We start from the raw sequence: 20,176 nt of genomic DNA on the forward strand, positions 1-20,176 counted from the left end.
AGTTTGTCGATGTCCCAGGCGGGCCCGATCCTGTTTGTGTCCGATGCCCAGCGTCCCGCCTTCGTGGCCGCGCTGGACCAGGCCCGGCTCTTTCCCGTCGTCGACACCGATTGGGCCAGCGCGGCGCGCGCGGTCGACGAGGTGCAGCCGGCCGCGGTTCTCGCTGCGATGCATGCCGAACACGAGCCGCCTGTAACGGCGCTCGCCAAGAAGATCGCCGACCAATCGCCTTACGTGCCTTTCGTGACCCTGGATGCGGCGGGCACGTTGCCGCACAACGCGCTGCCCTTCTCCTCGCGCGGCGGCAATCCCGAGCGCCTGATCGCGCGGCTCCGTGCCGCGCTACGCGTGCGCACACTGCATGCAACGGTTCTGCGCCGGCTGCCGGAAGCGAAGCTCGCGCTGCCGGAAGGCGATCCCGCACGCGATGCCACCGTGCTCCTGATCGGCCGCGGCGCAGCCTATCCCGCGCTCTCCGTCGCGCTGGGTGAACGCTTCGGCGTGGTCGGCGCGCTCTCGATCGAGGCCGCCGCCAAACACCTCAACACCCGCGACCTCGACGGCGTCGTGCTGGCCGAAGGTTTTACTCCGCGCGTGACTGATGCCTTCCTCACGGTGCTCGCGGAGGACACCCGCTTCCGCAGCCTGCCGGTGGTCCTCACCGCGCATCAGCTGACGCAGACTTATGATCTACCCAATCTCGAGCTGATTGCCGGCGAGCCGGCGAAGGTCGCCGCCAATGCGCTGCCCTTGATCCGCCAGCACGCGATGGAAGCGCAGCTGAGCCGCACGCTGCGCTCGATCGATGCGGGCGGCTGGATCGATCCGCGCAGCGGCCTGCTCACGGTCGAGGCCTTTGCCCGCGATTTTGCCAAGGCGGTCGAGCAGGCGCTCGCCCGCGGCGGCGGCCTCTCGGTCGCGCGCTTCGCTTTCGATCCCGGCAATTCCCGTGCCCAGCTCGATGCCGCGCGGATCCTCAGCCGCCTGATGCGGCAGATGGATTTCGGCGCGGCGCAAAAGGACGGTTCAGTGATCGTCGTGTTCGCGGAGACCGACTTCCGCACGGCGCACATGATCGCCCGCCGCCTGTCGGCGGTGATGCGGCACACGTCCAATGGCAAGCACGAGATGCGTAGCGATCCCGTGGTCAGCGTGGATTCGCTGTCCCCGTCGGATACGGCCCGGTCGCTGCTGGCGCGGCTATCGGCGGATGCGTCGCGGGCGGCATCCTGAAGCGCGATGCGATTACGTCGGCGGCATCGCGAGTCTGATCTCGCCGTTCTCGACCTTCCCCAGCACGAGAGCGTCACGAGCCATCTTCTCGACGACCGGCCAGTTCGCGAGAAGATATCGCTGCGCCTGCACCTTGGTCGGCAAGTTCGTCTGCAGGATGCAGTTCTGCCGCCTATTCCCATGCGCGATCTGGAAGGCCACCGCTTGCGGGCCCTCACTCAGCTCTTGTTCGGTAGGATCGGGAAATTTGCGCATGCAGCACCTGCTCCCGGTCAACGAACCGCTGGAAGGATCTTGAACGCCTGACTGGAAACAGATGGGCCTTCGGCGATCGTCGGCGCCTTCGCCTGGTTTCGGTCAAGGACGGGGCGCGTGTTGCGGACCGCTTCGGTCAGCATCTCGCGGAGTTCTGCCTTGGATCTGGGTGCTTGTCGCGGACTGGACTTCTGCCAATGTGTCATACCCTTATATGGGTATCGCCCGCGCTAAACGCCACCATTCGCCGTCGATTTCGCGTGGACCGGCTGGGCGGGAGTGACCAGGAGAAAGCTAACGGAGTCGCTCAGGAGTTCGTGGGCGCGGTCGACAATGTCCTCCAGAGAGATCGTCTTCGCGAACATGCGCTGCGCTTCGGCCAGCAGCTGGTCGCGAGTCGGCACGCTGGGCAAACGCAAGTCGGCACGCTGCTGCAACAGAAGGAGCGCGTCCCGCAGCGACAATTCGGTTTCATGAATCGATGTCTTGATCGCTGACGCGATGTGTTCGGGATTGAAGCGGCCGGCAAGCTGCTCGGCCGCTTGCCTTATCGCGCGCGATCCCAGCCGATGCTCGTTGCGCAGAACCTGAATGGGTGGCGTCTTCAGATCCCAGACAATTCCGAGCCAGGACATCGCCACCAGAACATAATAGGTCAGATCGATTTCGTACCAGTAGAAGCCCTGTCGGGCGCTGGCCTGGTAGGCGTGATGGTTGTTGTGCCACCCCTCACCCATCGTCAGGAACGCGAGCAGCCAGTTGTTGCGGGAGTCATCGCCGGTCACATACCGTTTGCGTCCATGAACATGTGCGAGCGAGTTGATGCAGAACGTGGCGTGATACAGAACCACGGTGCTCCAGAGGAATCCGACCACGAATCCGGACCAGCCGCCGATGAGGAAGCAGAGCCCCGCGAGCACGACCGCCGGCAAAAGCTCCAGTCTGTGCAGCCACGTCAGTTCGGGATACGATGCCAGATCCGACACTTTCACCAGGTCGGTCCCGTCGTGCTGCCGATAGAAGATCCAGCCGACATGGCTGTAGAGGAAGCCCTTGTGCCGGGGCGAATGCACATCCTGCGCAGTGTCCGAGTGAAGGTGATGATGGCGGTGCTTGGCGGCCCACCACAGCACGCTCTTCTGGGCGCTGCTCTGGGCAAGGAAGGCAAGGACGAATTGGAACACCCGGCTCGTCGCGTAGGCCCGGTGTGAGAAGTACCGGTGATATCCGGCCGTGATCGCAAACATGCGCAGCCAATACAGCGCGACGCAAAGCCCGGCCGCCTGCCACGAAACACCCGACCAGATCGCCGCGACACATCCGACGTGGATCAACAAGAACGGCAGAACCTGCGGATACATGACGTCGTCATGTTCCTCATCTGACTCGATATTCGCAGACACGCTCGAACCTCAGCTGTTGCGGTGGGCGGACCACCGCGCATGCAGTGCAAAAAACCCGCGGCCGGTAAACCAGTCGCGGGTCGCAAGAACCTGAAGCTCTGCCAATACATCCATGGTCAAAGCGACAGGCGCCGGCTGCGGCAGCTTATGCGGCGCGCAGATTGTCCGCAGCAGACTTGCCGGTCCGGCGGTCTGCAACGACGTCGAAGGAAACCTTCTGACCCTCGTTGAGGGAACTCATGCCGGCACGTTCAACCGCGCTGATATGAACGAAAACATCCTGGCCTCCCTGGTCCGGCTGAATGAAGCCGAAACCCTTTTGGCCGTTGAACCACTTCACTGTTCCCGTCGTCATGGGGAGCGTCCTTTGAGATAGATAAGTCTTTAGAGCCGCACAGGGGTGCGGTCAGCGAATTCGAGATCTGGAGGGAGGGTCATCAGTCAGGCGCGCAAATCGCGGCGAGGCCAAGTCGTTCGGCCGAAACTCGAAGATTCGAACATGACTATTTATTGGTCATTCCGCAAGTGACGATATGTCACCCCCTTCGGGCCCAAGTGCGGTGCGCCGTTCGCGCTGCGCCGCACTTGGCTAAGGTAGCCGCTTACGCCGCCTTCTTGCTCTCGGCGAGCTGCGCCAGTTGCCTCATGATCTCGGTCGTGCCGGCGAGGCGCTCCTCCGGCGTTTCCCAGTCCTGCAGGAACACCACCTTCATGTCGGGCCGCACCTTGGCGGCCTGGCCGTAGCTGCGGATGAAGGTCACGAGGCGATCGGGATAGGCAAAGGAATTGTCGCGGAACACGATGACGGCGCCCTTCGGACCGGCATCGATCTTCTCGACATTGGCCCTGCGGCAGAACGCCTTGATCGCGGCGACCTTGAAGAGATAACGCACCTCGTCCGGCAGCACGCCGAAGCGGTCGCGCATCTCGGCGCCAAAGTTCTCGATCTCCTCCTCGGTGTCGAGATCGGCAAGGCGCCGGTACAGCGACAGCCGCACCGAGAGGTCGCTGACATAGTCGTCCGGAATCAGCACGGGCATGCCGATGGTGATCTGCGGCGACCAGCGGTCGGCAGCGGGCTCGGAGACGCCGGCCTTGAGGTTGACGATCGCCTCCTCCAGCATCGATTGATAGAGCTCGAAGCCGACCTCCTTGATGTGGCCGGACTGCTCCTCGCCGAGCAGATTGCCGGCGCCGCGGATGTCGAGGTCATGCGAAGCGAGCTGGAAGCCGGCGCCCAGCGTCTCCAGCGATTGCAGCACGGTGAGCCGGCGTTCGGCCTGCGCGGTGATCTTCTGCTGCGCCGGCAGCGTGAACAGCGCATAGGCCCGCAGCTTGGATCGGCCGACCCGGCCGCGGAGCTGGTAGAGCTGGGCCAGGCCGAACATGTCGGCGCGATGCACGATCAGCGTATTGGCGTTGGGGATATCGAGGCCGGACTCGACGATCGTGGTCGACAGCAGGATATCGAACTTGCCGTCGTAGAACGCGGTCATGATGTCCTCGATCACGGCAGGCGGCATCTGGCCGTGCGCGACCGCGACCTTCATCTCCGGCACGTTCTTGTCGAGGAAGTCCTTGACCTCGGCGAGGTCGTCGATGCGCGGCACCACGTAGAAAGCCTGGCCGCCGCGATAGCGCTCGCGGAGCAGTGCCTCGCGGATCATCAGGGGATCGTGCGGGGCGACGAAGGTGCGCACTGCCAAGCGATCCACCGGGGGCGAGGCAATGATCGACAGCTCGCGGACGCCGGTCAACGCCAATTGCAGCGTCCGCGGGATCGGCGTCGCCGACAGCGTCAGCACATGGACCTCGGCGCGCAGCGCCTTCAGCCGCTCCTTGTGGCTGACGCCGAAATGCTGCTCCTCGTCGACGATGAGGAGGCCAAGGTCGCGGAACTTGATCGCCTTGCCCAGCAGCGCATGGGTGCCGACCACGATGTCGACGGAGCCGTCGGTGAGGCCCTTCTTGACCTCGTTGAGCTGTTTCGTGGGGATCAGGCGCGAGGCCTGGGCGACGTTGACCGGGAAACCCTTGAACCGCTCGCTGAAGGTCCGGTGGTGCTGGCGCGCGAGCAGCGTGGTCGGCACCACGACCGCAACCTGCTTGCCGTCGAGCGCGACCGCAAAGGCGGCGCGCAGCGCGACTTCCGTCTTGCCGAAACCGACGTCGCCACAGATCAGCCGGTCCATGGGCCGGCCCTTTTCGAGGTCCTTCAGCGTGGATTCGATGGCGCCGAGCTGGTCCTCGGTCTCGTCATAGGGGAAGCGCGCGCAGAACTCGTCATAGAGGCCCTGCTGCACCGGCAGTTTCGGCGCTTCGTGCAGCATGCGCTCGGCGGCGATCTTGATCAGCTCGCCCGCGATCTCGCGGATGCGGTTCTTCAGCTTCGCCTTGCGGGTCTGCCAGCCCGAGCCGCCCAGTCGATCCAGCTCGACGTCGGTCTGGTCGGAGCCGTAGCGCGACAGCAGCTCGATGTTCTCGACGGGGAGAAACAGCTTGGTCTCGGCGGCGTAATGCAGCTCGAGGCAGTCATGCGGCGCGCCGGCGACGTCGAGCGTCTGCAGGCCGATGAAGCGGCCGATGCCGTGATCGACATGCACGACGATGTCGCCGGCATTGAGGCTCGTCACCTCCGAGATGAAATTGTCGAGCTTGCGGCTCGCCTTGCGCGGCCGCACCAGGCGGTCGCCGAGGATATCCTGCTCGCTGATGAGCGCGATCTCGTCGGTCTCGAAGCCGCTTTCGAGGCCGAGCACGGCGAGCATGGTCTCGTTGCGCGGCGTCGCCTGCACCGTGCGCCAGCTGTTGACGCTGGTGGTGTGGGTCAGCTTGTGATCGCGCAACATCGACGTCATGCGGTCGCGCGAACCTTCGGACCACAGCGCGATCACGACCTTCTTGCGCTGGGCCTGCAAGGCCATCACGTGCGCGACGACGGATTCGAACACGTTGACGGCGGTGTCGTTGCGCTCCGGGGCGAAGTCGCGGCCCTTGCGCGCGCCGGCGTCAATGATGCTCGTGCCGTCGGTCGGCACGGAGAACGGCGTCAGCCGCGCCAACGGGACATCGCCGAGGCGCCTGCCCCATTCCTCGTCGGTCAGATAAAGCCGATCGGGCGGCAGCGGCTTGTAGATGGCGCCGCCGCCGGGGTGCTCCATCGCCTCGCGCCGGGCCTCGTAATAATCGAGGATCTGCTTGAAGCGTTCGCGCACGGCGTCCTCGGCCTGCGGCTCGATCGCGATCGGAGCGCCTTGCAGATAGTCGAACAGCGTGTCCATACGGTCCTGGAACAGCGGCAGCCAGTGCTCCATGCCGGGATGGCGCCGCCCTTCGCTGACCGCCTCGTACAGCGCATCGTCACGCTCGGGCGCGCCGAACTCGGCGACGTAGCCCATGCGGAAACGACGGATGGTGTCGGTGACGAGCTGGAACTCGGACACCGGCACGAGGTCGAGCGAACGCATGTCGAGCAGCGTGCGCTGCGTTTCGGCATCGAAGGAACGGATCGATTCCAGGCTGTCGCCGAAGAAGTCGAACCGCACGGGCTGTTCGAGGCCGGCCGGAAACAGATCGAGGATGCCGCCGCGCACGGCGTATTCGCCGGGCTCGCGCACGGTCGAGGAGCGGTTGTAGCCGTTGTGCTCGAGCCAGGCGACGATAATGTCCATCGGCACGACATTGCCGGGGGCGACCGACAGCGCCTGCGCCGCAACGAGCTCGCGCGCGGGCACGCGCTGCACCACGGCGTTCACGGTCGTCAGCACGATCAGCGGCTTGTCGCTGCCGGTCAGCGAAGCCAGCCGGGCCAGCGTGGTCAGGCGCTGCGCCAGGATGCCGCCATGCGGTGAGACCCGGTCATAGGGCTGGCAGTCCCAGGCCGGAAAGGTCAGCACCGGCAGATCCGGCGCGAAGAAGCGCAGCGCGCGTTCGAGCTGCTGCATGCGCCCGCCGTCGCGGCAGACCACGGCGAGGCTGACGGCCGGCTTCTTCGGCCGCGCCGCAATGGCGCGGGCGAGATCGGAGACGACGAGGCCTTCCGCGCCCTCCGCGACATTGGCAAGCGTCAGCGCGCGGCCGGGCGTGAGCAGCTCGGCCGGCGACTTCATCCCCTGCTTCATAGATTGCCGTCCGTGATCGGAAACGCCTTGATGCGGGCGAACAGCGCGCCGGTGACATCGGCGGGCAGCACCTTGTCGCCGGTGATGGCGGCATAGAGATCGGGATCGTTGACCTCGAGCAGGCGCTCGAGTTCGTCCAGCTCGGCGTCGGACAGATTTGCGATCTCGGCATCCGCGAAGCGGCCGAGGATCAGGTCCATCTCGCGCGTGCCGCGGTGCCAGCAGCGGAACAGAAGCCGCTTGCGCCGGTCGTCCAGCCCGCTGCTCGATCGTATCGTTCCCGTCATGTCTCAAATCCAGTCAAACGCAGAAAGCCCGGACGTGCCGGGCCGGGGTGATATAGGCCCTGCACCTCGAAATGTCAGCAGCCTTTTGTCGCCGGAAGGACATCTGTCGCCGGAAGCACATCGCCTGTGGCTTGCGGCTTCTCGCTTTCGCCGCTATGTGTCTGCCCCGATCCGGCGCCGCTTGGCGCAATCATCAGGGAGAAGGCTCGATGACGTTCATGTCTCGCCGCCCCGTCGAGGGCATCGCCTAAACTGCGCGTGCGTTGGCCGCGCCGTTAGGGAAACCACGCGCCTTGCGCGTGTCGACGATCCCTATCTTCTGAAAGCTTTCAATGGGCACGTTTCCCAACGTGGACGGCCGCGCGCCGATCCACATCTTCGCCTCGTCCAAATCATGGATCGAAGGCAATGCAACACTTCAACTGGAACAGGTCGCCGGCCTCCCTGGAGTCCGGTCGGTCGCTGCCATGCCTGATCTGCATCCCGGCAAGTATGGCCCCGTCGGCTGCGCCATCCTGTCCGAGCGGATCCACCCGCAACTCGTCGGTTCCGACATCGGCTGCGGCATGGGCCTGTTCCAGCTCGATATCGCCGCGCGCAAGCTGCGGCTCGACCATCTTGCCGAACGCATGCACGCGCTCGACCAGCCCTGGGCCGGCAACGTGGAGAACGCGCTTGCGGACGCAAACCTCGGCGCGACCGCCTTCGACGCCGCGCTCGGCAGCATCGGCGGCGGCAACCATTTCTGCGAACTCCAGGCCGTCGACGAGATCCTCGAGCCGGACGCGGCCGCACGCGCCGGCCTCGACCGAAATCTGGCCTATGTCCTGGTGCATTCCGGCTCGCGGGGCCTCGGCTTCTCGATCCTGGAACGGGTCTTGCGGGATGGATCTGAGTCCTTGTCCATCGGCAGCGACGCAGCAAATGCCTATCTTGCCGACCACGATCGCGCCGTGAGATGGGCGAAGCTCAATCGCCGCATCATCGCAGAGCGGACCGGAGCCGCCGCGCGCGCGGCTCTGCGTCCGGTGAGCGACCTCGCCCACAACATGGTCGAGAGCCGGCCCAGCGCCGCCGGCGATGTGCTGGCGCTGCATCGCAAGGGCGCGGCGGCGGCCGATCGCGGACTGGTGCCGGTGCCGGGGTCGCGCGGAACGCTGTCATATCTGGTCGAGCCTCTGGCGGACATGCAACCCGAAGCGCTGGCATCGCTCGCGCACGGCGCGGGCCGCAAATACGACCGAGCGTCCATGCACGGTCGCGTCCGGGTCAAGAAGACGGACGTTGCCAGGCTGAAACGCAACCCGTTCGGCGGTATCGTCGTCTGCGGCGATCGCGGCCTGCTCGCGGAGGAAGCGCCCGACGCCTACAAGAGCATCGAGCGCGTCATCGCCGATCTCGTGGAGTTCGGCCTCGCTCGCGTGGTGGCCACCTTCCGGCCGCTGCTGACCTTCAAGAAGGGTCAGTCGAGCGCCGCGGCGAGCGGCAAGCGCGACAAGAGCTGGCGGGAGGATCGCCGATGATCCGCCTCCTGTTTACCAGCGGACGCGGTCCGGCGGAATGCCGGATCGCGGTCGGCAAGGCCGTTTCGGCGCTGACAGCCGAAGCCACCGCGCTCGGGCTCGAAACCGATTGCGTCGAGGGCCCGAAGCCCGACCGGCATGGCCCCGCTTCGGCCATCGTCGTCATCCATGGCGAGGCCGCTGCGGCGTTCGCCCGGCCGTGGGTCGGTGCAATCCAGTGGGTGGCGCCAAGCCCGATCCGGCCGCATCACAAGCGGAAGAACTGGTTCGTCGGCGTGTTCGAGCTTCCAGCACTGCCGGATGCACCGAAGCCGCTCGCAGTCCAGGACGTCCGCTTCGAAGCCTTCCGGGCCGGCGGTCCGGGCGGCCAACACCAGAACAAGACAGAGAGCGCGGTGCGTGCTACCCACATCGCAAGCGGTCTCTCCGTCGTGGTGCGGGAGGAACGCTCGCAGCACCGCAACAAGGCGCTGGCGTTGGAGCGAATGGCGGCGCTTCTCCGGCTGCACGGGGAAATGGCGGCCATCACCGCACAAAACGATGCGCATGCCGCACACGATAGCCTGGAACGCGGGCGACCGGTGAAGCGGTTCAAGGGCAGCGCCTTCCGGGCATTTTAGTATAGGTTGGCGAGCGCCGGACGCGCCTCGCTATGGCTCCCGTCTCACCGCTTTGGAACGCCCCCATGACGAACGTGGTACAGGTTTTCAGCTATCGGTTTTCCAACCCCGAATATGAGATTTTGCGCTTTCAGGTGCGGCTTTCCGAAATCGCAAAGTCCCTGGGGTTTGAGATCGAAAGCTGGACAGACGAATTAGGCCCGACAGGTGCAATTTGCCTTCGGCTCCCCACGGGACGGGTCGTCGTGCTCATCGAGCGCCAACATTTGATTGATCACTATGGCGAGAAGGGGCCACACGTCCAAGTCGACGCCGCTATCCTTGCGGAGTTCGGAGCAGAGTCTTTGATAGACGAAGTTCTGACAAGTCTTGGTTTATCAGACCAATTGGTTGACTGGCGCGCGACCAGCGAGCAGCAGCAATATGCAATTGATTTCATAAAACGGGCGGCAGCTCACAAAATGGAAAAAGGAACCACTTGATTCCGTCTGCAATGACGCCGAGCTAGATCTTCCCGATGCGCCCCAGCCTGCTCAATCCGCTGTTTGCTCCCGTGACCAGCCTGCCCGGGGTCGGTCCGAAGCAGGACAAGCTGCTGCAGTACCTGCTCAGCCGCAGCGAGACGCCACGGCTGGTCGACCTGCTGCTGCATCTGCCGAGCCAGGTCATCGACCGCCGAGCCCGGCCGAAGATCCGCGACGCGGCCCAGGGAACCATGGTGACGCTGGAGGTCACCGTCGATCGTCACCGCCCGCCCCCGCCGCGCAATGCGCGCGCGCCGTATCTCGTCTACGCCAGCGACGACACCGGCGATGTCGTGCTCACGTTCTTCCGCGCCAAGCCCGGCTATGTCGAGAAGCTGCTGCCGGTCGGCGAGAAGCGCTACGTCTCCGGCACGCTCCAGATGTACGACGGCATCCCGCAGATCGTGCATCCGGACCGCGTGCTCGACGAAGAGGCGATCTCGAAACTGTCGGGCATCGATCCGGTCTATCCTCTGACCGAGGGTCTCGCGCTCGGCTCGCTCCGCCGCGCGATCGCGCAGGCGCTGCTGAAGCTTCCTGCCTTGCCGGAGTGGATCAGCCCCGAGGTGCTGCGACGCTGCCACTTCCCGCCGATCGCGGAAGCGCTTAATCGCGTGCACCAGCCGGTCGAGCTGACCGACATATTGCCGGACCAGCCGTTCTGGTCGCGCCTCGCCTTCGACGAGCTGCTGGCCGGCCAGCTCGCGCTCGCGCTGATCCGCGCACAGCTGCGCCGCCCCGCCGGCGTGCGCAATGCCGGCGACGGACACCTGCGCAACAGGATCATCGACGCCCTTCCTTACGCGCTCACGCCATCTCAGCGCAACGCTGCCGCGGCAATCGCCGACGATCTGAAGCAGCCGGTGCGCATGCTGCGGCTGCTCCAGGGCGACGTTGGCTCGGGCAAAACGGTCGTAGCGCTGCTCGCAGCCGCCGCCGTCGCCGAGGTCGGCAAGCAGGCCGCGCTGATGGCGCCGACGGAAATTCTGGCGCGTCAGCACATCAAGACCATCGCCCCGCTCGCCGAGCGCGCCGGCATGCGCGTCGCCATCCTCACCGGCCGGGAAAAGGGCAAGGAGCGGCGCGAGATCATCGCCCGGCTCGCCGCAGGCGAGATCGACCTTCTCGTCGGCACCCATGCGCTGATCCAGGACGATGTGATCTTCCATGATCTCGCGCTCGCCATCGTCGACGAGCAGCACCGCTTTGGCGTACGCGAACGGCTTGCGCTGACGTCCAAGGGCGAAGCCGTCGACGTGCTGGTGCTGAGCGCGACGCCGATTCCGCGCACGCTGGTGCTGACCTATTTCGGCGACATGGACATTTCCGAGCTGCGCGAGAAGCCCGCCGGCCGCCAGCCGATTGACACCCGCGCCGTCGCCATGAGCCGGCTCGGTGAGGTGATGGACGGTGTCGGCCGCGCGCTCGAAACCGGCAAGCTTGTCTACTGGATCTGCCCGCTGGTCGAGGAATCCGAAGCCGAGGGCACCGAGCACCTGACCAATGCGACCAAGCGTTTCGAGAGCCTGCAAAAACGTTTCGGCGAGCGTGTCGGCCTCGTTCACGGCCAGATGAAGGGCACCGAGAAGGATCGCGTGATGGGCCAGTTCGCCGCGCACGAGATCGGACTCCTTGTCGCGACCACCGTGGTCGAGGTCGGCGTCGACGTGCCCGCCGCAACCATCATGGTGATCGAGAACGCCGAGCGCTTCGGCCTTGCCCAGCTGCACCAGCTGCGCGGCCGCATCGGCCGCGGCTCGGAAGCCTCGACCTGCATTCTGCTCTATGGTGAGCCGCTCGGCGAGATGTCGAAGGCGCGGCTGAAAGTGATCCGCGAGACCACCGACGGCTTCCGCATCGCGGAGGAAGATTTGAAGCTGCGCGGCGAAGGCGACGTGCTGGGGGTGCGCCAGAGCGGCCTGCCCGGCTACCGCATCGCGCGCCCGGAGGTGCACGGCCAGCTGATCGCCCAGGCTAGAGACGAGGCGCTGCGCATCCTCAAGGACGACCCGAAGCTCAAGGGCGAGCGCGGCGAGGCGCTGCGGTGCCTGTTGTACCTATACGAACGAGACGAAGCGATCCCGCTGATCGGGGCGGGCTAGCCGGCCGCCCGTCGCCGCCCCACCTCGTAGGCCGCCACATGCGCCCGCGCCAGATCCAGCACCGGCGTGTCGATGCCGAGCGCACGGGCGCGATTGGCCATATCGCCCAGGATATGCTCCGCCTCGGTGATCGAGCCGCGCTCGATGTCGCGCAGCATCGAGGCCTTGAGCGGCGAGTCCAGGGTCGTAAACAGTTTTCGGTCGAACTCGATGAACGGCGCGCGCGGCTCAAAACCGGAGGCCGTCGCAACGGCGCAGCATTCGGCGAACAGGCGGAAAATGGATTGCTCCCCGTTGGGGACGGCCAGGATGTCGCCGATGCTCGCGCGCATCAGGCAGGTGATGCCGGCGAGCGTCGAGAGCTGCACGAACTTCTCCCACATGTCCTGCATGATCGCTTCGCTGGCGCGCACGTCGATGCCGGGGACCTGGAGCAGTGTCTCCAGCGCGAGCGCACGTTCGCTCAGTGCCCCCTCGATCTCGCCGAAGACGATGGTCTGATTGGCCATGAACTGAACGACCCGGCCCTCCGCATCGAGCCCGGCACTGACATTTGCGAGTCCGCCGAGGACGCGAGCAGCGCCGAGCCTGGCGGTGAGAGCGTCGAGATGTTTCAACCCGTTCAGGATCGGCAAAATCATGGTGTGGGGGCCGACGGCGGGCGCAAACTGGCTCATCGCGTCGTCGAGCGAGTAGGCCTTCACGCCGACGAGCACGATGTCGAACGCCTCCTTGAGATCGCCAGCCGCAAGAAGCTTCGGCTGCACCGCGAAGTTGCCGTGCGGGCTCACGACCTGCAATCCATTCCGCCGCAATTGCTCGGCCCGCTTCTCGCGCACCAGGAAGGTCACGTCGCGGCCTGCCCGGACGAGGCAAGCTCCGTAATACCCGCCAAGCGCGCCCGCGCCGATCACAAGCACTCTCATTCGAACTCCCATTGCATGCGTCGGCCATTCAGCCATTGCCCGACCGGAACGGCAAGCCGATTGCGAGAGGCCGACAGCTAGACTTTCTTTTTCGCGCTCTTTTCAGCGAATGCCTTCATCAGTTCCGCATCCACCGCCTCGCCATTCGCATCCTCCGCGAGGTGCTCGAACCAGCGCGCAAAGCCGTCGTAGATCTGGCCAGCCGGATGGTCGGGGCCAAGGAAGCCGGAAATCTCCCGCATCTCCGCGACCCAGCGATAGGCCTTCGGAATCATGTCGGGCAGCGCCACTTCGAGTCGCGCCAGGATCGCCGGCTGGCTGAGCGCAAGCTCGTCGCGCAGCGCATCGGCCGCGCCCGCTTTCGTGGCCGCGATCACCATGGCCGAGCCGATGCCGGCGAGACCCTTGACGATGCCGGCATAGGACATTTTCAGAGCGGATGCCGCGCCGACCGGGCCTTCGACGATCCGCACGTCGAGGCCGAGGTCCTTCAGCACGGCGACCTCGCTGGCGAACTCGCCGGACATGTAGAAGGCCGGACTCTTGCCGCCTGGCTGCGGCGGAAAGCCGATGATGCCGGCATCGACGAACGGTGCCTGGGCCGAGCCGATGATCTCCTCGATCCTTTGCACGGTATCGACATTGACGGCATTGCAGTCGACCACGATCGGCTTCTTCTCGCGCCTAACGATCAGCGCGGCCAGCCGCTCAGCCAGCGCGACGGCTTCGCCCGGCGGCACGATCGAGAGGATGATGTCGGCTTCCGCGATCGCATCGTCCTCGGCACCGACCATGCCGGCGTCCGCCGCGCGCTTCAGCGTCGCCTCGCTCCGCCCCTTCAGTGACGTCAGCACGCGCGCACCGTTCTCGCCGAGACGGCGGGCCACGGCGCTGCCCATTGCACCGGGGGCGAGGATCGCAATGGTCTTCGACGTCGTTTTGGACATCATGCACTCCAGATCGGATTCCGGGCGGCAGGCTCGGGTTCAACCGGAGACTAGCAGATGACGAAAACGCCTGCGTGAACGCGGCCATCCCGCGGGGGAATGGCCCTACTCCGCCTTCGCAGGTTCGGGCTGGAGCTTGGAGGCATTGGCGATGCGCGCGGCATTTGCCACGCCGGCAAGCGCGGCCGCCTTCTTCGGATCGGGGGCTGAGCCCGGCTGCACCACGCCGGCCGACATGATCAGCGTCGCGGCATCCTCGGCGGTGAGATCGACCTCGATGATCTTGCTCTTCGGGACATAGAAGAAGAAGCCGGTGGTCGGGTTCGGCGAGCACGGCAGGAACACCGAGACGTGCTCCTCCTGCCCTGGGAGGCTGCGCGCGATGTCCTCGTTCGGCGATTGCGAGATCAGCACGATCGACCACATGCCCGGCGAGGGAAACTCGACGAGGCCGACCTTGCGGAAGCTCGAGCCCTTGCCCGAGAACAGCGTCTCGAACACCTGCTTCAGGCCGCGATAGATGGCGCGCACCGCCGGGATCCGGCCCAGAAACGTCTCGCCGACATCGACCAGCGTCCGGCCGATCAGATTGGCCGCCAGGAAGCCGACCAGCGTCAGCGTGAAGAATGCGACGACCAGTCCCCAGCCGGGAATGACGTAGGGCAGATAGGTCTCCGGCCGGTAGGCCAGCGGCACGAAGGGCCGCACCACGCCGTCGACCCAGGTGACGAACCACCAGACCAGATACAGCGTGATCGCGATCGGCCCGGTCACGACGAGCCCGGTCAGGAAATAATTGCGGAAGCGGCCCATCAGGCCGGTATGCGGTTCCGGGACGGGATCAAGAGGCGCAGGCGCGTCGTCGCGGGGGGTCATTCTGGTTCCAGGTCGGTCGCTAGCAACAAGCTAGGGTCTTCTAGCAGGTTTTGGAAGACCACGAAGCGACCGACCGATGTCCGTTTTGCCTATTCCACGGTCACCGATTTGGCGAGATTGCGCGGCTGGTCGACATCGGTACCCATGACGACAGCCGTGTGATAGGCGAGCAGCTGCACGGGGACGGCATAGACCATTGGTGTGAAGGCCGCCGCCATGTCGGGCATGACGATGGTGACGAGGGACTCGACGGTCGCCTCCTCCGCGCCCTTGGCGTCCGTCATCAGGATGATATTGCCGCCGCGCGCGGCGACCTCCTGCATGTTCGAGACGGTCTTTTCGAACACCCGGTCGTAAGGCGCGATGACGACGACAGGCATGGTCTCGTCGATCAGCGCGATCGGCCCGTGCTTGAGCTCGCCGGCGGCATAGCCTTCGGCGTGGATGTAGGAGATCTCCTTCAGCTTCAGCGCGCCTTCGAGCGCCAGCGGGAAGCTGGTGCCGCGGCCGAGATAGAGCACGTCGCGCGACTTGGCGATCCGGTGCGCGAGCTTTTCGATCTGGGGCTCGGTGGTGAGCGCGTCTGCCATCAGGCGCGGGACCTCGACGAGGCCATGGACCAGCCTGGTCTCGTCCTCGTCGGACAATTCGCCTCTCGCCTTGCCGGCTGCGATCGCAAGGTTTGCCAGCACCATGAGCTGGCAGGTGAAAGCCTTGGTCGAGGCGACGCCGATCTCCGGTCCCGCCAGCGTTTGCAGCACGGTCTCGCTTTCGCGCGCGATCGTGGAGGTCGGCACATTGACGACGGCGACCGTGTGCACGCCTTGCGCCTTGGCATAGCGCAGCGCGGCCAGGGTGTCGGCGGTCTCGCCGGACTGCGAGATGAAGATGGCGAGATCGCCCTTGTGCAAGGGCGCCTCGCGGTAGCGGAATTCGGAGGCGACATCGACCTCGACCGGCACGCGCGCAAAGCGCTCGAACCAGTACTTCGCGACGAAGCCGGCATAGCTCGCGGTGCCGCACGCCGTGATGTTGATGCGCTGGATGGTCTTGAGGTCGAACGGGAGCTTGACCGGCAGCGCGACGCGCTCGGTCGCCATGTCGACGTAGCGCGCCAGCGTGTGGCCGACTACTTCCGGCTGCTCGTGGATCTCCTTTGCCATGAAGTGGCGGTAATTGGCCTTGTCGACCAGCGAGGTCGAGGCGGCGTGCCTGATCTTGTCGCGCTGGACGGTGTAGCCGTCCTTGTCGAAGATCGTCGCGCTCTTGCGGGTCAGCACCACCCAGTCGCCGTCCTCGAGATAGCTGATTGTGTCGGTGAACGGGCCGAGCGCGATGGCGTCGGAGCCGAGATACATCTCGCCGTCGCCGTAGCCGATCGCCAGCGGCGGTCCGTTGCGGGCCCCGATCATGAGGTCGTTGTCGCCGGAGAAGATGAAACCGAGCGCGAAGGCGCCGCGCAGCCGCGCCAGCGTCAGCTTGACGGCTTCGACCGGCTTGTTGCCGCGTGTGAGCAAATCGTCGACGAGATGCAGCACGATCTCGGTATCGGTCTCGGTGTGGAACACCGTGCCGTTCTTCTCGAGCTCCTCGCGCAGCTCGCGGAAATTCTCGATGATGCCGTTGTGAACGACAGCGACTCGCTCGGTCGCGTGCGGATGGGCATTGTTGACGGTCGGCTTGCCGTGGGTGGCCCAGCGCGTGTGGCCGATCCCGGTGGTGCCCTTCAGAGGCTCGGCTTCGAGCCGCTTCTCCAGGTTCTTGAGCTTGCCCTCGGCGCGGCGGCGCTCCAGGTGCTTGCCTTCGAGCGTGGCGACGCCCGCGGAATCATAGCCGCGATATTCAAGACGTTTGAGCGAATCCACCAATTGCTCTGCAACCGGCTCGCGCCCGAGAATGCCGACAATCCCGCACATGCGGATCACTATCCCCCAAATCGTCGAAAAATCGCCTAAACGACGCGCTCAGTTTTTAGCGAAATTCCCCGCGAACCAGATACTCAATAATTATTGCCGATTGAGACAGCACCGGGCGCCCTGCACTTCGCCTGCGTCGAATTGGCCGGCGTTAAACCGCGCGCATTAACTTGTTGTCAACCGGTTTAGCCAACGATTTCCATCCAGGAGATACAAGGTCATGAAGGGCTCGTCCGACCGCAAAGGCCTGTCATCGATGTCCGTCCGCCCCAGCGAGACCACGGGCACGCGCCTTGCGCATTGGCCGCCGCCCATGCGCGGCAAGGAAAGCAAGCCCGTCTTCGTCAAGCATGACCAAGGCGAGCCGGTGAAGCGCGCCAAGCCGCGCGGCTGGCGCCTGACCCGCGCCATCTTCTCCGAATTCGCCGACGACGAATAGCGCCGCTCACTTCTCCGGCTTCTTGCCGCCCGTCTTCATCTCGCGATAGCGCGCCGCGCCGCCTTCCCTGATGACCTGCTGGTTGCGCTCCAGCGCCATCGCGTCGTCGGGTACATCCTTCGTGATCACCGAGCCGGAGCCGATATAGGCGCCCTTTCCGATTGTCACCGGGGCGACCAGCGAAGAGTTGGTGCCGACGAACGCGCCCTGCCCGATCACCGTCCTGTGCTTCTTGAAGCCGTCGTAGTTGCAGGTGATGGTGCCGGCGCCGATGTTGGAGTTGGCACCAATGGTGGCATCGCCGATGTAGGAGAGATGGTTGACCTTGACTCCGGCCTCCAGCGTCGCCGCCTTGGTCTCCACGAAATTGCCGATGCGCGCGCCGTCGCCGAGCGAGGTGCCGGGACGAAGCCGCGCATAGGGACCGATCGAGACGTTCTTGCCGAGCGTGGTCTCGACGATATGCGAGAATGAATGGATCACGGTGCCGTCCGCGATCGACACACCGGGGCCGATCACCACGAACGGCTCGATGGTCACGTCCTTGCCGAACACGGTGTCCGCGGAGAGATGAACTGTCTCCGGCGCGATCAGCGTGACGCCGGCCTCCATCGCCGCCTTGCGCAAGCGCGCCTGGATCACGCCTTCCGCTTCGGCGAGCTGCGCCTTGTTGTTGATGCCGCGCACCTCGTCCTCGCTGGTCTCGATCACGACGGACTCCCATCCCTTTTCGCGGACGATTTCGACTGCGTCCGTCAGATAATATTCGCCCTTGGAATTCGCATTGCCGATTTGCCCGAGGATGTCGAGCGCGCGGCGGCCGTCGATCGCCATCACGCCGGCGTTGCACAGATCGATCTTGCGCTCATCCGCACTGGCGTCGGCTTGCTCGCGGATCGCGACCAGGCGGTCGCCCTCGACGATGAAGCGGCCGTAGCCGGTCGGATCGGCGGCGCGAAAGCCGAGCGCGGCAATCGCGGCGCCGCTGGCGAGCGGCGCGCGCAGCCGCGCAAAGGTCTCGGCCGAGATCAGCGGCGTGTCGCCGAAGGCGATGAGGAGATCGTCAACGCCGCGCGCGATCGCCTCGCGCGCCGCCAGCACCGCGTGCGCGGTGCCAAGGCGTTCGTTCTGCACGAAGATGAGCACGTCGGGACGGATGCGCTTCGCCTCATCCGCGACGGCCTGGTGATCGGGGCCGATCACGACCGCGAGCGAGGTGCCGGCTCCCGTCGGTGCGGCGGCGAGCACGTGGGCGAGCAGCGTCTGGGAAGCTACGGGATGCAGCACCTTCGGCAGGCTCGATCGCATGCGCGTGCCTTCACCGGCGGCGAGCACGATCGTGAGGCTGGAACGGGCGGTCATCGAAATCCTGTCAGATATAGCCGAATCAATTGGCGCAACGGGCAGCGAGCGCCCTCGGAAGGCTATCGCCTTGCTACCCCCGCAAACGCCCGGAATTCAAGTGCGAGGCGCTTTTCCTGTTAATGTTCCCTGATTGATTCGGGGAAGTCCGGACCGGGGCTGGGCACTTAACGTACATGGCAAAGGATTCCGACCGACTGGCGGATGCCTTCGGCACCAAGGAGACCGGCGGGCTGTTCTCCGGACTTTTGGCGGAGGAAAGCGCGTTCGACCGTCGCATGATGTGGCGGCTGGGCTCGTGGGGCGTAGCGGCCGTGGGCGCGGTCGTCATCGCGGTGATGGCCAACCAGGCCCAGCTCGGCTGGCGGCGCGACCAGGCTGCCGCCACCGATCTCGCGCGCCAGGCCGACCGGCTCCAGATGCTGACCAGGGAGAGCCAGAACGAGGCCCGCCGGCTCGCCGCCGCCATCGAGACGCTGAACACCGATCGCGACCGGCTCTATTCGCGCGTCACCGTGCTGGAGCAAGGGCTCGATTCCGTCACCGGTGCCATTGCAAAGCAAACCACCACGCCGCAGCAGGGCGCGAAGCCGCAGGACCCGGCACCCGCAGCCCCCAGCGTCGCGCCGGTCGCCTCTAGTCCAACTCCGGCAAGCGAGAAGCCGCGCACCGAGGCCGCCAGGGATTCTCAGAAGGATACTCCGAAGGAACTGAAGGAGGCACCGAGCCCACCGCCACAGACCGCAGCCGCCGCCTTGCTCGTGCAACAGACTCCCGCAATGAATTCGGCGTTGCCGGCCATTCCGCTGGTGCCGTCGAAGTCGCTCATGGCACCGCCGGATTCGTCCGCACCGAAACTGGCTCAACCGGACGCCGCTGAGAAGGCTGCCGAGAAGAAGGCCGAGCCGGCGCCCGCCGCCGAGGTCGTCGCGGCAGCAACGAAGCCCCCCGAAGCGGCCGAGAACGAATCCCCTGCGATCGCGGTTCAGCAGACCCGTTTTGCGATCGATCTCGGCGGCGCCAACTCGATCGACGGCCTGCGCGCGCTCTGGCGCGGCCTGACCAAGTCCCATCCGGAGATCGCGGCGCTGCGGCCGATCATCATGATCAAGGAAGGCACCACCGGCCTCGGCATGCAGCTTCGCTTGGGAGCCGGCCCGCTGGTCAACGCCGCCGTCGCCGCAAAATTCTGCGCGAGCCTCGCCGAGAATGACCGTCACTGCGAGACCACCGTGTTCGATGGTCAACGTTTGTCGATGCGTGGCGGCCAGGAAAAGGGACAAGAAAAGGGACAAGAGAAGGGCCAGGAAAAAGCGCAAGAGAAGACCCAGGACAGGGTTCAAGAGAAGAGCCCGGAGAAGAATCAGGACGCGGTGCCGCAAGCCGAAGCTGCGCCGGCCGCAAAGCCCGAGAAGCCGCAGCGCCGCCGCAACTACTCCTCGAAACGATCGAAGCGCGAGGAGCCTGCGCCCGCTCCCGTGGCTCAGCCCGCGCCGGCACCGGCGAAACCGGAGGCAGCATCGACGTCAGCGGGATCGACGCCATCGTCGTTCTTCAGGCGGTAAACGCCTTCTCCCCGAACGGAAGCTGCGGGCATGCGACCAACGGCCGCTTGGACGCGAGCCGCTCTTTCGCAGCAAGC

General features: G+C 65.5%; 17 protein-coding genes. 7 read left to right on the plus strand and 10 right to left on the minus strand.

All coding sequences use genetic code 11. From position 1 onward, the window contains the following. Positions 1-9 precede the first annotated feature (9 nt). Entirely contained in the window at positions 10-1,233 is a 1,224-nt protein-coding gene (locus tag EDE08_RS10435; RefSeq protein ID WP_131868786.1) for a GGDEF domain-containing protein, read from the plus strand. 12 nt (positions 1,234-1,245) lie between these two features. On the opposite strand, the gene EDE08_RS10440 is transcribed toward EDE08_RS10435, so the two are convergent. The 5 genes from EDE08_RS10440 to EDE08_RS10460 form a co-directional block, all read right to left on the minus strand. Next, positions 1,246-1,488 carry a hypothetical protein gene (locus EDE08_RS10440; RefSeq protein WP_131868787.1) on the minus strand — a complete coding sequence of 81 codons (243 nt, stop codon included), beginning with the start codon at positions 1,486-1,488 and terminating at the stop codon, positions 1,246-1,248. 230 nt (positions 1,489-1,718) lie between these two features. Then, the gene (locus EDE08_RS10445) at positions 1,719-2,891 is read right to left on the minus strand and encodes an acyl-CoA desaturase (RefSeq protein ID WP_165935802.1); all 1,173 of its coding nucleotides are present in this window, start codon (positions 2,889-2,891) and stop codon (positions 1,719-1,721) included. A 145-nt stretch (positions 2,892-3,036) separates the two neighbouring features. Beyond that, on the minus strand, positions 3,037-3,246 hold the full coding sequence (locus tag EDE08_RS10450) for a cold-shock protein (protein WP_131868788.1): 210 nt from the start codon (positions 3,244-3,246) through the stop codon (positions 3,037-3,039). Between the two features lie 247 nt (positions 3,247-3,493). Further along, positions 3,494-7,012 carry a transcription-repair coupling factor gene (mfd, locus tag EDE08_RS10455; protein WP_131868789.1) on the minus strand — a complete coding sequence of 1,173 codons (3,519 nt, stop codon included), beginning with the start codon at positions 7,010-7,012 and terminating at the stop codon, positions 3,494-3,496. Beyond that, the gene (locus EDE08_RS10460) at positions 7,009-7,299 is read right to left on the minus strand and encodes an FAD assembly factor SdhE (protein ID WP_131868790.1); all 291 of its coding nucleotides are present in this window, start codon (positions 7,297-7,299) and stop codon (positions 7,009-7,011) included. The genes mfd and EDE08_RS10460 overlap by 4 nt, the downstream gene beginning before the upstream one ends. Before the next feature lie 332 nt (positions 7,300-7,631). Here EDE08_RS10460 and EDE08_RS10465 point away from each other — a divergent pair, with 332 nt between their 5' ends. The 4 genes from EDE08_RS10465 (at position 7,632) to recG (ending at position 12,068) form a co-directional block, all read left to right on the plus strand. Continuing rightward, positions 7,632-8,822: an RNA ligase RtcB family protein gene (locus EDE08_RS10465; RefSeq protein ID WP_131868791.1), complete on the plus strand. Its 1,191-nt coding sequence runs from the start codon at positions 7,632-7,634 to the stop codon at positions 8,820-8,822. Beyond that, on the plus strand, positions 8,819-9,442 hold the full coding sequence (gene prfH, locus EDE08_RS10470) for a peptide chain release factor H (protein ID WP_131868792.1): 624 nt from the start codon (positions 8,819-8,821) through the stop codon (positions 9,440-9,442). The genes EDE08_RS10465 and prfH overlap by 4 nt, the downstream gene beginning before the upstream one ends. 65 nt (positions 9,443-9,507) lie before the next feature. Next, on the plus strand, positions 9,508-9,924 hold the full coding sequence (locus EDE08_RS10475; RefSeq protein WP_131868793.1) for a hypothetical protein: 417 nt from the start codon (positions 9,508-9,510) through the stop codon (positions 9,922-9,924). Between the two features lie 35 nt (positions 9,925-9,959). Next, positions 9,960-12,068 carry an ATP-dependent DNA helicase RecG gene (recG, locus tag EDE08_RS10480; protein WP_131868794.1) on the plus strand — a complete coding sequence of 703 codons (2,109 nt, stop codon included), beginning with the start codon at positions 9,960-9,962 and terminating at the stop codon, positions 12,066-12,068. Here the strand turns inward: recG and panE are convergent. The 4 genes from panE to glmS form a co-directional block, all read right to left on the minus strand. Then, a complete protein-coding gene (gene panE, locus EDE08_RS10485) occupies positions 12,065-12,994 on the minus strand; it encodes a 2-dehydropantoate 2-reductase (protein ID WP_131868795.1) in 930 nt (309 codons plus the stop codon). The genes recG and panE overlap by 4 nt on opposite strands. A 77-nt stretch (positions 12,995-13,071) precedes the next feature. Next, entirely contained in the window at positions 13,072-13,941 is an 870-nt protein-coding gene (locus EDE08_RS10490; protein WP_165935801.1) for an NAD(P)-dependent oxidoreductase, read from the minus strand. Between the two features lie 105 nt (positions 13,942-14,046). Further along, the gene (locus EDE08_RS10495; RefSeq protein ID WP_131868797.1) at positions 14,047-14,817 is read right to left on the minus strand and encodes a DUF502 domain-containing protein; all 771 of its coding nucleotides are present in this window, start codon (positions 14,815-14,817) and stop codon (positions 14,047-14,049) included. Between the two features lie 89 nt (positions 14,818-14,906). Then, positions 14,907-16,733 (minus strand): glutamine--fructose-6-phosphate transaminase (isomerizing), encoded by a 1,827-nt coding sequence (gene glmS / locus EDE08_RS10500; RefSeq protein WP_131868798.1) that lies wholly within the window; start codon positions 16,731-16,733, stop codon positions 14,907-14,909. Positions 16,734-16,953: 220 nt separating this feature from the next. Here glmS and EDE08_RS10505 point away from each other — a divergent pair, with 220 nt between their 5' ends. Next, positions 16,954-17,172, plus strand: coding sequence for a hypothetical protein (locus tag EDE08_RS10505; protein WP_131868799.1), 219 nt, complete (start codon positions 16,954-16,956; stop codon positions 17,170-17,172). A 6-nt stretch (positions 17,173-17,178) separates the two neighbouring features. On the opposite strand, the gene glmU is transcribed toward EDE08_RS10505, so the two are convergent. After that, a complete protein-coding gene (gene glmU / locus EDE08_RS10510; protein WP_131868800.1) occupies positions 17,179-18,534 on the minus strand; it encodes a bifunctional UDP-N-acetylglucosamine diphosphorylase/glucosamine-1-phosphate N-acetyltransferase GlmU in 1,356 nt (451 codons plus the stop codon). 176 nt (positions 18,535-18,710) lie between these two features. Between glmU and EDE08_RS10515 the strand changes: the two genes are divergently transcribed. Further along, positions 18,711-20,099, plus strand: a complete 1,389-nt coding sequence (locus EDE08_RS10515; RefSeq protein WP_131868801.1) for a hypothetical protein — start codon at positions 18,711-18,713, stop codon at positions 20,097-20,099. Positions 20,100-20,176 lie beyond the last annotated feature (77 nt).

Source organism: Bradyrhizobium sp. R2.2-H (assembly GCF_004346455.1).
Lineage (GTDB): Bacteria > Pseudomonadota > Alphaproteobacteria > Rhizobiales > Xanthobacteraceae > Bradyrhizobium > Bradyrhizobium diversitatis.